This window comes from Rhodococcus sp. EPR-134, assembly GCF_001647205.1.
Classification (GTDB): domain Bacteria; phylum Actinomycetota; class Actinomycetes; order Mycobacteriales; family Mycobacteriaceae; genus Rhodococcus_F; species Rhodococcus_F qingshengii.
This window is the reverse complement of the sequence record NZ_LVCT01000284.1, coordinates 1-13,090: the sequence shown is the minus strand read 5'-3', so window position 1 is coordinate 13,090 and position 13,090 is coordinate 1. Positions and strand designations below refer to the sequence as shown.

Genomic DNA, 13,090 nt, shown 5'->3' with positions numbered 1-13,090 from the left:
GCGGGGTGTCATCTCGATCATCGATGGCTGTTGACGACCAACACCGGACAGTGTGCGTCGTGGAGGACTTCTCGACAGGTGCTCCCTAGAAGCATGCCGCTGAATCCGCCGCGGCCGCGGCGTCCCAGAACTACCAACTGTGCCCGCTCGGTGTGGTGGACGAGATTTTGACCCGGCTTGTCCTTGACTACGACAGTATTTACTGGCACATCGGGGTAACGATCGCCGAATCCGGCCAGGCTCTCGGCGAGCAGTGCACGTTCGGTGTCTTGGCGGGCTCGCCAATCGACCTCCCGAAACTTCGAGAAGACAACGTCGAGAACTACGTCCGACCAGGCGTGGACGGCGACAAACTCGACGCCACGTAGTGACGCTTCCTCGAAGGCAGTGGCGATGGCTGGTTCGCTGTGTACGCTGCCGTCGACCCCGACTACTACGGGGCGAGAGGAGACGTCCTCGTCGCCGCCGAGTCCTCGGACGACGGCGACCGGGCACAGTGAATGCACTGCCAGCGACGAACTCACCGAACCCAGGAGACCTCCGGTGTATTCGCCGTGCCCGCGGCTTCCGACGACGATGACCCGGGCAGTTTTGGAAGTTTCACGGAGCACCGGTATGGGTGGATCCGAAGCCAATTCGACGTCGATCTGGACTGTTCGTTCGCCGACCGCTTGTTTCGCCAGTTCGGTGGCCTCGGCAAGTCGTTTTTTGGCGGCTGCTTCTTGTTCGTCGAAATAGAAGGCCGGCATCCCGATGGGTACGCCATAGGTGGTGGGAGTGAACATCGTCGTCAGCAGGAGTAAGGGTGCAGCTCGGAGGGCGGATTCGTGAGCGCCCCACCACACTGCGTCCCGTGACTGCGAAGATCCGTCATACCCGACAACAACGGGTGGATTGTTTTTCACAACTGATCTCCTTCTCGTCGGAACGGATGTCAATTGGCCGTGACCGAATCCTTCGTGACCGAGGCTGTCTATGGCAGAGGAGAAAGTCATTTTCGGTGTCACCAGTCGGATTGGGCCGACCTTCACAGGGTCGGCGTTGCGGTGACCATTGGCACTTATGCGGAGCGGACGACCCTGCGACGCTTCTACTGAGAGCGGCACGTGGGACTTCGGGCCGCTGAGATCGGAGGAGACATGAACCTCACCAAACCGGATTCGAGTGTCGTACAGCTCGCCGTCGATCTCGCGTGTCGGGCGCCGTCCTTGCACAACAGCCAACCGTGGCGGTGGACGTACGCCGACGGGCGGTTACAGCTGTTCGGCGATCACCGTAGACTTCTCCGGGCAGCTGACCCGACCGGACGGCAACTGCATATCAGTTGCGGCGCCGCACTCGATCACCTCCGAGTGGGCCTGCTGGGGCTACGTTGGAGTGTCGACATTCACTACGAAGACCGCGGAGTCTCCCCGAATCTATTTGCCACGGTAGAGTTTCGGCACGATGCGCGGCCGCGCTCGCACGACTTCGACATGCTCGCCGCGATACGTCGGCGGCGCACCGACCGCCGCGCTTTCGGGATGTTCGACGCAATCGACGAGCTGACCGACTCTGTGGCGGAAGTGGGTCGCAAACTTGACGTCGGCGTAACGGTACTGGGCTCGGAGCAACGAGCCGGTCTGCTTCGCGCAACCCAAGCGTCGGCCGCTGCTCGCCGATACGACTCCGAGTATCAAGCGGAGTTGCATTGGTGGGCTGGGCATTCCATGTCCTCGGGTGGAATTCCGGAGACTTCGCTTGTTTCCGGTGGTGGCAGCGTCCCCATCGCCCGGACTTTTCCCGCGCGCCGTAATGCTGCGATGGGGGACCAAGGTGCAATCGACGAATCGACGGTAGTGGCAATTGGCACAACCACTGACAGCCGGCGCGACTGGCTGCGGTGTGGTCAGGTGCTCTCGTCGATACTGCTCGAAGCGACGGTTCGGGGCGCGGCGACGTGCCCGCTGTCACATATGACCGAAGTGCCTGGCAGTCGTGCTCTGCTCAACCGGTTGGTGCCGGAAGTCGGCGTTCCTCAGATGCTGGTTCGTATCGGGCGTGCGCCTGGCGGCACTCCACCCGTCATGACTACTCGTAGGTCGATGTCCGAGGTCCTTACCGTGACGTGACGAACTTGTCGGGCAACACCCTTTGGGTGCAGTGACGTCCGCGTTCGCTGATTCGTTCGTCGGGCTATGGGTAGTCGTTGAGTGCGTGCTGCGTGAGGTGAGGACGGATGATCACATGACCGACGTATTTCTGGTAGACGATCACGAGGTTGTGCGCCGTGGCCTCGTGGAGTTACTCGAGGGAGACCCGGGCCTGAGGGTAGTAGGGGAGGCGTCGAATTATGCCCACGCGATGGCACGAATACCTGCTCTGAAACCAGACGTGGCTGTTCTCGATGTTCGGCTTCCGGATGGAAACGGGATCGAACTGTGTCGCGAGTTGTTGTCGAAGTTGCCTGCACTGCGGTGCCTCATCCTCACCTCGTTCGAAGACGATCAGGCGATGCTCGATGCGATTCTGGCCGGTGCCAGTGGCTACGTGATCAAGGACATCAAGGGACTGGACTTGGCCAGGGCGGTGCGAGATGTCGGCGCGGGGAAATCGTTGCTCGACAACAGAGCTGCTGCGGCGTTGATGGCGAAATTGCGCACCGATGCAGCTGACAAGAACGGCCCATTCGAGGAACTGAGCCAGCAGGAGCGCGTATTGCTGGGATTACTTGGTGAAGGCCTGACGAATCGACAGATTGCGGCGCGAATGTTTTTGGCGGAGAAGACCGTGAAGAATTACGTTTCCCGTTTGTTGAGCAAACTTGGAGTCGAGCGTAGAACTCAAGCGGCGATACTGGCAACGAAGATGCACGAGCACCTTCCGCAGCCATGACTCACTCCGAGCCGGGTTCTGAAGCTCATGCCGGAACGGTACCGAACGACTTAGGCCTTCCGTCCGATGAACTCATACATGTCGACGGTCTGCTCGAAGCTCTACTGGCGGTCACGGCGGGACTCGACTTGGATGCCACCCTGCGCACGATCGTCAAATCCGCTATCGCGTTGGTCGATGCCACGTTCGGTGCGCTCGGAGTGGTCGGCGACAGTGAGGAACTGAAGCAATTCGTCTACGAAGGAATCGACGAGACCGGGCGGGAACTGATCGGTGACCTCCCCCGCGGACGCGGTGTGCTCGGCGCCCTGATTTCTGATCCGAAGCCACTGCGGTTGGATGATCTGTCAGAACATGAGGCCTCCGTGGGTTTCCCTGACCATCATCCGCCGATGAAAACCTTTCTCGGCGTACCGATACAGACTCGTGGCCAGGTGTTCGGCAATCTCTACCTCACCGAGAAGACGAACGGGCGAGCTTTCACCGCGCACGACGAGATGATCGTTCTCGCGCTCGCATCGGCCGCCGGCATCGCGATCGACAACTCCCAGCTGTACGCCCTGACGAAAATGAAACAAGAATGGCTGCGCGCGACCGGCGAGGTAACGACAGCGTTGTTGGCCGGCGCCGACACACGGGGAGTTCTTCAACTGATCGCAGACAAGTCGCTGTCACTCACTTCATCTGACTGCGCATTTCTGGCGGTACCTGCGGATCCTGAACTGACAGCCGTAGAGACCGCCGAGTTGGTGGTCTCTGTCGCGAGCGGACTGGATTCCGAAGCTTTGGTCGGACACGGTATTCCGATGGACTTCTCCACATCGGGCGCGGTCTACCGGAAAAAACTTCCGATCATGACGGAGTCATTGGAATTCGATCCGGGGTTCGGTGAGGGACATGACTACGGACCTGCGATCGTGCTGCCACTTCGAGACGGACAAGAGGTTCGAGGAGTCCTGGCGGTATTGAAATTGCGCGGGACGGAGCAGTACGGTACGGATCAGGTGGCGTCCATGTCTGCCTTTGCCGATCAAGGGGCTGTTGCACTGCGGCTGGCAGACAATCAACGTCGAATGCGGGAACTCGACATACTTGCTGACCGTGATCGGATCGCGCGTGACCTTCACGATCACGTAATTCAGCGAATCTTCGCTGTCGGATTGTCGGTTCAAGGCACGCTCCAGCTTGCGCGAGCTCCTGAAATACATCAAAGGCTCAGTGGGACCATCGACGACTTGCAGGACATCATTCAGGACATTCGCCGTGCCATCTTCGACTTGCATGCGACCGAGGACGGCGCCCCCTCACTACGGAGTCGCCTGAACCAAGTTGTCGCCGAGACGAGCGCTGACACCGACTTGCGGGTGACCGTCCAAATAAAGGGTCCACTGTCGGTCGTCGATCCGACTCTGGGCGAGCAAGCCGAGGCGGTGGTGCGAGAGGCGCTCAGCAATGTGGTCCGACACGCGCACGCGTCAACCGCGGCGATCGTCATAGACGTAGACGATTCCTTGACCGTCACGATCAAGGATGACGGAATCGGCTTACCATCAGGGGCGCACCGGCGCGGGCTGAAGAACCTGTGCGAGCGAGCATTCGCCTTGGGTGGGACCTTTGACGCACAGTCCTCCGCAGGAGGTGGTACAACTCTCGTCTGGTCGGTTCCCCTTCCGGATGGGAACGAGTGACGATGACCAAGATTCTGATCGCGTACGCGAGTGCCAAAGGATCGACGCGAGGTGTAGCCGGAAGGATCGCAGAACGGTGTGGTGCTGCAGGATTTGACGTGACGATGTTTCCTGCGGTCGAGAGCCCAGGGCACGAATGGTTCGACGCTGTGATCTTGGGAAGCGCCATTCACGACATGGATTGGTTGCCCTCCGCCACAGTCATTGTCGATCGACGGAGGGTGGCAGTGAAGACTCAACCGGTGAGGGCCTTCTCGGTCGCGACATGGGGCGAGACATCGACGTTTCTGTCTACGCAACTGACTCGTCGAATCAGAAAGTCTGCGTCTGAACCGAGGACGGTGACAAAACTTCGCAAATCGGCGGACTTGCGAGACCATCGCCGGTTCGCTGGTGCGTTGACACGTGGAGACTGGCTGCTGGTCGGCGCATTGTCTTCAAGATCATGGGCGGTCGATACTCGGCTGCTCGAGACTGGGCCGACATCGATGCGTGGGCGGACAAGATCACGGAACAACTCCGTGGCGGTGAATTCAAGTACTCCGCACGAACCGAGGATGCCTCACGACAGTTCGATGATTGACAAAGGGCCGTAGCGAACAGTGCGGGGCGAGGCGCACGATCAACAGAGACGTTTGCCGCTCGTCCGACAGCAGACGACTTCGACGAGAGTGATCGAACCATGGTGCGCTACGTGAGCGCGGATTCCGAGACGATCAGCAACGCTGTCCGTTGGGCCTGCGCGGCGCCGTCTGTTCACAACGTCCAACCGTGGGCGTGGCGACTGCGTCGCGGTGAACTTGAACTCCGCGTCGATCGGCTGCGCTCGATCCCGGTGGAGGATTCTGCCGGCAGGCAGCTGATCATCAGCTGTGGCGCCGCCTTGCATCATTTGCGAGTTACATTGGAACACAACCTCATCGAGCCGATTGTCGCGACTTTTCCCGACCGTGGGCAACCGGACCTGCTCGCGGTGATCACCTTCAGAGGGCGAGCGCGGGCGATGAGTGCCGACGCGGGCCTCTTCGCATCGTTGGAACGCCGCCGCTCCGACCGACGGCCATTCGATGCACCCCCCGTCGGGTCGCTGGTCGGCCTTGCTCAGCACGCCTCGGTTTTCGGGGCGTCGGCAATCAGTTTGTCACCGCAGTTCGGGGACATGCTCGCCCGAGCGGCCACAGTGGCCGCAGAGCAGCATCAGAGCGATCCGGCGTACTGGAACGAGTTGGAGAGTTGGATACGCTCGGCTCCGACAGCAGACGGTGTTCCGCGCAGTGCGTTGCCGGATGCATTGTCGATTCACGAGTCTGCGTCTGCACGAGCGTTTCCTTCGGGCCAACTGAGGATCGGGCCTGGAGTGAGGGACGATGCAGCATTGATACTGATCAGTACGTTTTCGGACACACCGATCGACTGGCTGAACGCAGGTCAGGCGATGTCCTCGCTGCTGTTACATGCCACCGCGTCGCACCTGGCGACCTGCCCTCTGACACATTTGACCGAAGTGGAATCAAGTCGGGAAATCGTTCGAGATGTTGCTTCGAGATCCGGCGAGACACTTCAGAATCCACAGGTGATGATTCGTGTCGGGTTGGAGAGAGAACCGTCCGACGCGGTGATCGATGCCGCAGGGAGCGAAACACGTATCGAGGAACATCGGACAGGGGGCACAGGCCGTCGTCCACTCGAAGAGGTGCTCACCGTGTCGAGTTGACACCTTTACCCACACTCACTGACCGGCGCCAGACATCTACGGCCGACTCGGCGCTGACGTCGATGGATGTGTCGGTATCGATCGCGGTCGATTCGGGCCAAGGGTCGTGGCCTTGCGCGATGGCGGCTGCAGTAGCCGTCGTGGCGTCGGAAAGCGTATTCGTGCGCGTTGCTATTCGTTGAACGGCGACAGGTAGCGGTGTGCTGGTCGACAGGCTGATCAACGTCGACGCTGTTGAGGTGCATAACAGTTCGGCTTCCCTGCGGTGTCGAGACCGAGCCCATGTTGCATCGAGTACGACCGACTCACCCATCGAGAGATGATCGCGGGCACGATCGAGCATTTCGCTGTAGACGGTGTGAACCGAGTCGGGCGAATACAGTCCCGATTGATAGGCGTCGGCGGAGCCGCGGAGTGCGCCGGCATCGACGAGCTCGCGCCGCACGCGGTCGCTGGAGATGACTGTAGCGCCGGTGTGTGCGGCAAGAGCGAGGGATAATGTCGTTTTACCGGTTCCCGGAAAGCCGCCCACCAGGCATAGTCGAACTTCGCCGTTGCGCAGGTGGTTGTCGGCAAGATCAAGGTGCCGTTCGAGCGCGGCCTGACTATTCGAATCGCCTTGCTGCAGACGCAGAGCGTCGACCTTGGCACGAACCGTGGCGCGATAGGCAATGTAATGGTCGATCAACGAAATCGGCGGCTGGTCCTTCGATTTCGTGACGATCGAGGCAAGGAACTCCCTCGCAAGATCCTCATAGCCGAGGAACTCCAGGTCCATGGCGAGGAAACAGCTGTCGTCGAGAATATCGACGAATCTGAGTTGGTCGTCGAAGTCGAGGCAGTCGAGAATCTTGGGTCCGTCGGGCAGTACGAAAATATCGTCCGCGAGAAGGTCTCCGTGGCCGTCCACGATGCAACCTTCGGCGATTCTCGAATCGAACAGGGACCGACGCCCACACAGGTATCTCGTAGACAGCGCCTCGAGGTGATCGAGTCGGCAGGGCGGGAGGAGACCCGAACACAATTGGCGCAATTCGGCAAGATTCGATACCCATCGGTGTCCGACGCCTGTTGATGTTCCTTGTTCGGATATTCGCTCGCCCCTGGCTGCTCGCCTGTGAAAGTCCGACACTGCCGCTGCGATCTCGTCCAATGCGTGTGCGACATCCTGGTTCGTCGCAGCCAACGCGGACAGTCTTCGCTCATCGGGCATACGCACCATCACCAGAATCGGCTCGCTCGACTGGTCGACCGGGTCGACCACGTGCGTCACTCCGCGGTAGACACCCTCGCAGATCCTTTGATTCAACGTGAGTTCACGTTGCAGAGCGTCCTCTCGTCGTGAAGGTTCGCTGAAGTCGAGGAATGGCGTGGAGATGGCCTTTTTGATCTTGTACGCGCGGTCACCTACAAGTATGACGACCCCGGTAGTCGTTTCCTTTACGTCGAGATACGAAGCATGAATGCTCATCTGATCTCCCCTCGTACTGCAGCGGTTCCCACGCGGAGACGCTCGATTCCTCGATCCTTCAAGTCTGGACGAAACAGCGGTCAGCCGTCGCGGGGCATTGCGATGACTTAGTCGGGCATTACGGCACTAGTGGTCACAGCGCGGCAATGACGACGCTGGAATCATGTCGCCTATCCGAGACCTGTTCCAGCGCTTGACAACGAAAGCCGAGTCCCTTCTCCTGGCCGCGACTGTGTGTGCGCTCGCCGGTGGCGTTCTCGCCTGGTCACTCGATCAGCGCGCCGTTGCCGACGGGATGTGGGCCTTGGGCACAATTGCGGCGTTGCTGCCGGCAGGGTGGTGGGTTGTCGACGGGTTGCGCAGAGGACGGGCGGGCGTCGATGTCATTGCAGTTCTGTCGCTGCTCGGAACGATTTGGGTAGGGGAGTATCTGGCCGGTGCGTTGATTGCAGTCATGCTGGCGACCGGGCGAACCCTCGATGCGGCGGCCAATAGTCGAGCGGCGCGAGATCTTCGTTCCCTTCGTGAACATGTTCCGAGGACCGCGCAACGCGAAGAGTGCGGCCAACTTCGGACGGTGGCAGTCGACGAGATCGAGCCAGGCGACCGAATCTTCCTCAGCTCCGGGGACGTCGTACCCACGGACGGATGGATTGTCGGCGAACCGGCAGTCTTCGACGAATCCGCTCTGACGGGTGAATCGAAAGTGGTGGAGCGCTCGATCGGCGACCCGGTTCGCAGTGGCGTGGTGAATGCGGGTGGTGGTTGTCGAATCGAGTCGAGTCGGACGGCCAGATCGAGCACGTACGCGGCGGTGGTTTCGCTTGCCCAGGAAGCGGCCGCCGACAGTGCGCCGATCGTGCGTGTGGCCGACCGCGTGGCGGCGTGGTTCATACCCGTGACACTGCTCGTGAGTGGCTTTGCGTGGATGTCGAGTGGCTCTGCCACACGTGCGATTGCCGTACTAGTCGTCGCGACCCCGTGTCCGCTTTTGCTGGCTGCACCCGTTGCTATCGTTTCCGGTCTCTCACGGGCATCGCGGATCGGTGTGATCGTCAGGTCCGGCGGTGCACTGGAGAGGCTCGGAAATGTCAAGACTCTCGTTATCGACAAGACGGGGACTTTGACCACAGGGAAACCCACACAATCGGATATCGTCTGCGGAGAGGATATCGACAGCTCTTCAATTCTCCGCCTGGCTGCATCCGCAGACCAAGTGTCCTCACATATCTTGGCGGAGTCCATCGTTCGAAGTGCGCGAGCGCAGGGTTTGTTACTCAGTACACCCGAATCTGTGACCGAACGGCCAGGGTATGGAGTGACCGCAACGGTCGACGGTCATGTCGTCGAAGTCGGCAGAATCGCCGGCGCGATCGACCGCCCCGGCTGGGCCGCATCAGTGGAGAATCGCGCGAGGCTCGACGGAGCGGTCGTGGTGTGGGTGCGGATCGACGATCAACTCAGCGGGGCGCTACTGCTGATCGATCCGATTCGCAACGACGCACCTTGGACGATACGGCGCTTGCGATCGGCCGGCATCGGCAAGATCGTGATGCTGACTGGCGACCGTCCGGAACCTGCAGTCGAGGTCGGATGTGTCCTCGGACTGGACGCGGTTTATGCGGAACAGGAACCTGCCGACAAGGTCGTGCGAGTACGCGAAGAATCCGAGCGCGCGGTGACCGTCATGGTGGGAGACGGAATAAACGACGCGCCGGCGCTGGCCGCAGCATCGGTCGGTATCGCCATGGGTGCACGAGGTGCGACGGCATCGTCTGAAGCGGCTGACATCGTCTTGACGACCGACCGGTTGTCTCGGGTAGCCGATGCAATGGATATTGCTCGGCGATCTCGTCGAATTGCTGTGCAGAGTGCCACTGTCGGCACCGGGCTTTCTGTGGTCGCGATGGCTTTTGCAGCGTTCGGATTGCTGGCTCCGGCGGTGGGTGCCTTGTTGCAGGAGTTGATAGATGTTGCAGTGATACTGAACGCGTTACGTGCGCTTGGGCACGGACGGTCGAGTGTGCCGAAGCTCGAACCTGAGTTGGAGCGGATGCTTCGCGGATTCTCCACGGAGCATCGTCGTATGCGCGCAGATCTCGATTCGATTCGTGTCGCTGCGGATGCTCTCTCGGGTGACGACCGTGTGTTGGCAATGCGGCGACTTCATCAGACCAATCGGTTTCTCCAGGAGGTGGTTCTTCCGCACGAGCGGGCCGAGGGGGCGAAACTGTATCCAGCACTAGAGCGTTCGTTGGGTGGCGCGGATTCCATCTCGGCGGTGGCCGACGCTCACTCCGAGATCGAGAGACTCTGCCGACGGGTCGAGAATCATGTCAGGGCCGCGGACAAGCTGGGAGCGGTAGACGATGCTCAGGTCGGAGACCTTCTCGCGTGTCTCTACGGTCTCTATGCGGTGCTGAAGTTGCATTTCCGTCAGGAAGAAGAGAGCTATTTCGTCCTCGCAGATCGATCGGAGAGGGAAGGGAGTAGCAGTTGATCTGCGTCGCAGACGAATCCAGTCGCAGACGAATCCACTTGGACTTTTGTTACTTCATGCGTGTGGTGGGAAGGCCCCCGACCACTCTGCATCCCAGGCGCGACCGTTGCGCCAACTGATCAGTGTTCTTGCGGCAGTGAGCATTCCGTGCACAGCAAGAACGCTCGCACAATACAACGTGATCGCAGCAGCGATTCCGTCGACAGCCGTGCTCGACGTCTGAGGGGGAGGCGGAACCTGATCGCCTGTTGCATTCGTCCACACGGCGATCGTGTCACCGGGACGTGCGCTGAAGTGAGCAACCAATGGTTCGGTGCGTGCAGTTCCGTTCATGGTCCATGCCACGACCTTGCGCGCGGCTCCCATGTCTTTTGTCCCGGGAACCGGGTCGGGACTCACCGTGCCACTCCATTGGCTGTTGACGTGCTGTTGCTGTTCGATTCGCGCTCGGCCGGACGCGTAGACGGACGTGCCGACTGCTGCTGCGACAGGTATCGCAAGAGTCCCGATTGCGACTGCGGCGATGACCAAGGAGGACCAGATACGATCCGACGGACGCATGAGTCGGTTCGAAGACCAGGGAGCTTGGTTCCACCAGCGAGTGGGCCGTCCCGCCGTGTGAATCAGATCTTTACGCATGGTGCCGGCCTCCTGGACCGGTCTGGAGTGGAGGCATCACGGTCGGCTGGCGCTGAGGGAGCTTGCGTTGAAAGTTGTCTCTTTCATGGCGTTTTCCTTCGCACCATGACTGGAGAGATCCTCCGCAGATGCGTTTTCCCGATGAAGAAACGAACCGAGTTCGCCGATTGCGCTCATCAGGGGTGCGGGGAAGACCACGGTGGTGTTTTTCTCGACGCCGAGCTCTGCGAGGGTCTGCAGGTTGCGCAGTTGTAGCGCCAACGGGTGGTCCATCATTGTGTCCGATGCTTCGCCGAGCGCAGCGGCGGCTCGCGCTTCCCCTTCCGCTGCGATGATCTTTGCCCGCTTCTCTCGTTCGGCCTCTGCTTCACGCGCCATGGCTCGCTTCATGCTTTCCGGAAGCTGAATGTCCTTGAGTTCTACCAGCGTTACCTCGACGCCCCAGTCGAGTGTCGTGGTATCGAGTATCTGACGGATGCTGGTGTTGATCACGGCCGTTTCCGACAGAACCTCGTCGAGGGAATGCTGACCTACCACGTTTCGGAGAGTGGTTTGCGCGATCTGGTCGATGGCAGAGTTGACGCTCTCGATGGTCACCACGGATTTCTCCGCGTCGATGACGCGAAAATATGCGACGGCCGCGATATCGACGCTGACGTTGTCGCGGGTGATAATTCCCTGCGACTGGATCGGCATCGTGACGATACGCATCGAGACCTTGGTCATCCGGTCGACCGCGGGAATGATGAGTGTCAGACCGGGATTGCGTACCGCGATGATCCGCCCCAGCCGGAAATGAACACCGCGCTCGTACTGTGTGACGATTCGTATTGCCATTGCGAAAATCAGGAACAGGATTGTCGCAACCACGACGACGACGATGGTGGCGCTCACGGTGATTCTCGATTCTGTGCGGGGCAGGGGGCCAGACGAGCACCGTCGTGCGGGCGGGCGGACCTGCAGGCATGTCCGGTCTTCGTCCAGCTTTGCGTCGCGGTGTCGATTGCATACATGGCCGAATGTCACTAGTTGCACGGCAGGCGGACACTGTTTCGATCAGTGAGGCCATACGGCCTGAGTTGACTACCGAGTGCCCTGGTATCGCGTTCTCGGACGGTGAAACCTCGAACGAAGCAGTTGCATTTGGTTCTCGGTTCGTGAGGAGGTGTGCATGTGTCCGAGGCGGTCGCTGATTCGGAATCAGATGCGGTGAATCCGCGTGAATCCGTGGAACGAATGTTTCGAGATCTCAGGTCAGATCGGCAAGGTCTCTCGGCCAGAGAAGCCGAACGTCGATCCGTTGTTCATGGTTCCAACGAACTGCAGCGTCGGCGTGGACGTGAGTGGCCTGGCGAGATACTCGGGCAGTTGACTCATCCCCTCGCGTTGCTGCTGTGGGTTGCCGCTGGGCTTGCTGTTGTCAGTGGAGCTTCTCCACTGGCGGTGGCGATCGTCCTGGTGATTCTCGTCAATGCGTTGTTCGCGTTCGTCCAGGAATTACATGCCGAACAAGCGGTGGAGGCGCTCTCTGCATTTCTCCCTGAAACGGCGACTGTGGTCCGTGACCGCTTTGAGCAAGTGGTGGATGCACGGACCTTGGTTCCAGGTGATGTGATCATTCTCGACGAAGGTCGCCGAGTGTCGGCAGATGTACGACTGATATCGGGCTCGGTGCAGGTAGATCTGTCCACGCTGACCGGAGAGTCGGTTCCGGTCACTGTTTCTGCGGATTCGACAAGTAATGCAGGGCCTTTGGTTTCGGCCCGAGACATCGCCTTCAGTGGAACGGATGTGCTCGGCGGCAAAGCTACGGGATTGGTCTTCGCAACTGGTATGCGTACTGAGATCGGGCGTATCGCTGCCCTTTCACAGCGCGTGGGTCGTGACGAGAGTCCACTCGAGAAACAAGTGAAGAAGATTGCCTGGCTGATCGCCTGTGTAGCGGTGGTGATGGGCGCGGCATTCATCCCCCTCGGTAGCTTGATTGCGGGATTGTCCTGGGGAGATTCGATCAACTTCGCGATCGGACTCCTGGTTGCCAATGTTCCCGAAGGGCTCCTTCCGATCATCACGTTGGCGCTGGCAGTTGGAGTACGCACCCTTGCTAAACGAGGGGCGTTGGTCAAAAGGATTTCGGCGGTGGAAACGCTCGGTTCGACGAGCGTGATCTGTACCGACAAGACCGGAACTCTGACACAGAATCG

11 protein-coding genes are annotated in these 13,090 nt (G+C 60.1%); 7 read left to right on the top strand and 4 right to left on the bottom strand.

Going from position 1 to position 13,090, the window contains the following annotated elements; all coding sequences use genetic code 11:
- Positions 1-17: 17 nt before the first annotated feature.
- Positions 18-905, bottom strand: a complete 888-nt coding sequence (locus A2J01_RS12895; RefSeq protein ID WP_064112845.1) for a universal stress protein — start codon at positions 903-905, stop codon at positions 18-20.
- Between the two features lie 234 nt (positions 906-1,139).
- Here A2J01_RS12895 and A2J01_RS12890 point away from each other — a divergent pair, with 234 nt between their 5' ends.
- From A2J01_RS12890 to A2J01_RS12875, 5 genes are all read left to right on the top strand, one after another.
- Positions 1,140-2,111: an Acg family FMN-binding oxidoreductase gene (locus A2J01_RS12890; protein WP_054187205.1), complete on the top strand. Its 972-nt coding sequence runs from the start codon at positions 1,140-1,142 to the stop codon at positions 2,109-2,111.
- Between the two features lie 115 nt (positions 2,112-2,226).
- Positions 2,227-2,874 (top strand): response regulator transcription factor, encoded by a 648-nt coding sequence (locus A2J01_RS12885; RefSeq protein ID WP_064112854.1) that lies wholly within the window; start codon positions 2,227-2,229, stop codon positions 2,872-2,874.
- The gene (locus A2J01_RS12880) at positions 2,871-4,562 is read left to right on the top strand and encodes a sensor histidine kinase (RefSeq protein ID WP_082900853.1); all 1,692 of its coding nucleotides are present in this window, start codon (positions 2,871-2,873) and stop codon (positions 4,560-4,562) included. The genes A2J01_RS12885 and A2J01_RS12880 overlap by 4 nt, the downstream gene beginning before the upstream one ends.
- Before the next feature lie 2 nt (positions 4,563-4,564).
- Positions 4,565-5,158 carry a flavodoxin domain-containing protein gene (locus A2J01_RS37450; RefSeq protein WP_082900852.1) on the top strand — a complete coding sequence of 198 codons (594 nt, stop codon included), beginning with the start codon at positions 4,565-4,567 and terminating at the stop codon, positions 5,156-5,158.
- 98 nt (positions 5,159-5,256) lie between these two features.
- Positions 5,257-6,276: an Acg family FMN-binding oxidoreductase gene (locus A2J01_RS12875; RefSeq protein WP_141751468.1), complete on the top strand. Its 1,020-nt coding sequence runs from the start codon at positions 5,257-5,259 to the stop codon at positions 6,274-6,276.
- Here the strand turns inward: A2J01_RS12875 and A2J01_RS12870 are convergent.
- On the bottom strand, positions 6,260-7,747 hold the full coding sequence (locus A2J01_RS12870; protein ID WP_064112844.1) for a bifunctional aminoglycoside phosphotransferase/ATP-binding protein: 1,488 nt from the start codon (positions 7,745-7,747) through the stop codon (positions 6,260-6,262). The two genes, A2J01_RS12875 and A2J01_RS12870, sit on opposite strands and share 17 nt — an antisense overlap.
- A gap of 163 nt (positions 7,748-7,910) precedes the next feature.
- Here A2J01_RS12870 and A2J01_RS12865 point away from each other — a divergent pair, with 163 nt between their 5' ends.
- The gene (locus tag A2J01_RS12865; protein WP_064112843.1) at positions 7,911-10,247 is read left to right on the top strand and encodes a heavy metal translocating P-type ATPase; all 2,337 of its coding nucleotides are present in this window, start codon (positions 7,911-7,913) and stop codon (positions 10,245-10,247) included.
- Positions 10,248-10,301: 54 nt separating this feature from the next.
- On the opposite strand, the gene A2J01_RS12860 is transcribed toward A2J01_RS12865, so the two are convergent.
- Both A2J01_RS12860 and A2J01_RS12855 read right to left on the bottom strand, forming a co-directional pair.
- Entirely contained in the window at positions 10,302-10,886 is a 585-nt protein-coding gene (locus A2J01_RS12860; protein WP_141751469.1) for an Rv1733c family protein, read from the bottom strand.
- 36 nt (positions 10,887-10,922) lie between these two features.
- Entirely contained in the window at positions 10,923-11,723 is an 801-nt protein-coding gene (locus A2J01_RS12855) for a slipin family protein (protein ID WP_080656743.1), read from the bottom strand.
- A gap of 336 nt (positions 11,724-12,059) precedes the next feature.
- Here A2J01_RS12855 and A2J01_RS12850 point away from each other — a divergent pair.
- Positions 12,060-13,090 (top strand): HAD-IC family P-type ATPase (locus A2J01_RS12850; RefSeq protein ID WP_331715318.1); only part of this gene is annotated, 1,031 nt, incomplete at its 3' end.

Excerpts from the sequence above, each read along its gene's own strand:
- A2J01_RS12890 (WP_054187205.1), top strand. The coding sequence starts at position 1,140 with ATGAACCTCACCAAACCGGATTCGAGTGTCGTACAGCTCGCCGTCGAT.
- A2J01_RS12885 (WP_064112854.1), top strand. The coding sequence starts at position 2,227 with ATGACCGACGTATTTCTGGTAGACGATCACGAGGTTGTGCGCCGTGGC.
- A2J01_RS12880 (WP_082900853.1), top strand. The coding sequence starts at position 2,871 with ATGACTCACTCCGAGCCGGGTTCTGAAGCTCATGCCGGAACGGTACCG.
- A2J01_RS37450 (WP_082900852.1), top strand. The coding sequence starts at position 4,565 with ATGACCAAGATTCTGATCGCGTACGCGAGTGCCAAAGGATCGACGCGA.
- A2J01_RS12870 (WP_064112844.1), bottom strand. The coding sequence starts at position 7,747 with ATGAGCATTCATGCTTCGTATCTCGACGTAAAGGAAACGACTACCGGG.
- A2J01_RS12865 (WP_064112843.1), top strand. The coding sequence starts at position 7,911 with ATGTCGCCTATCCGAGACCTGTTCCAGCGCTTGACAACGAAAGCCGAG.
- A2J01_RS12860 (WP_141751469.1), bottom strand. The coding sequence starts at position 10,886 with ATGCGTAAAGATCTGATTCACACGGCGGGACGGCCCACTCGCTGGTGG.
- A2J01_RS12855 (WP_080656743.1), bottom strand. The coding sequence starts at position 11,723 with ATGGCAATACGAATCGTCACACAGTACGAGCGCGGTGTTCATTTCCGG.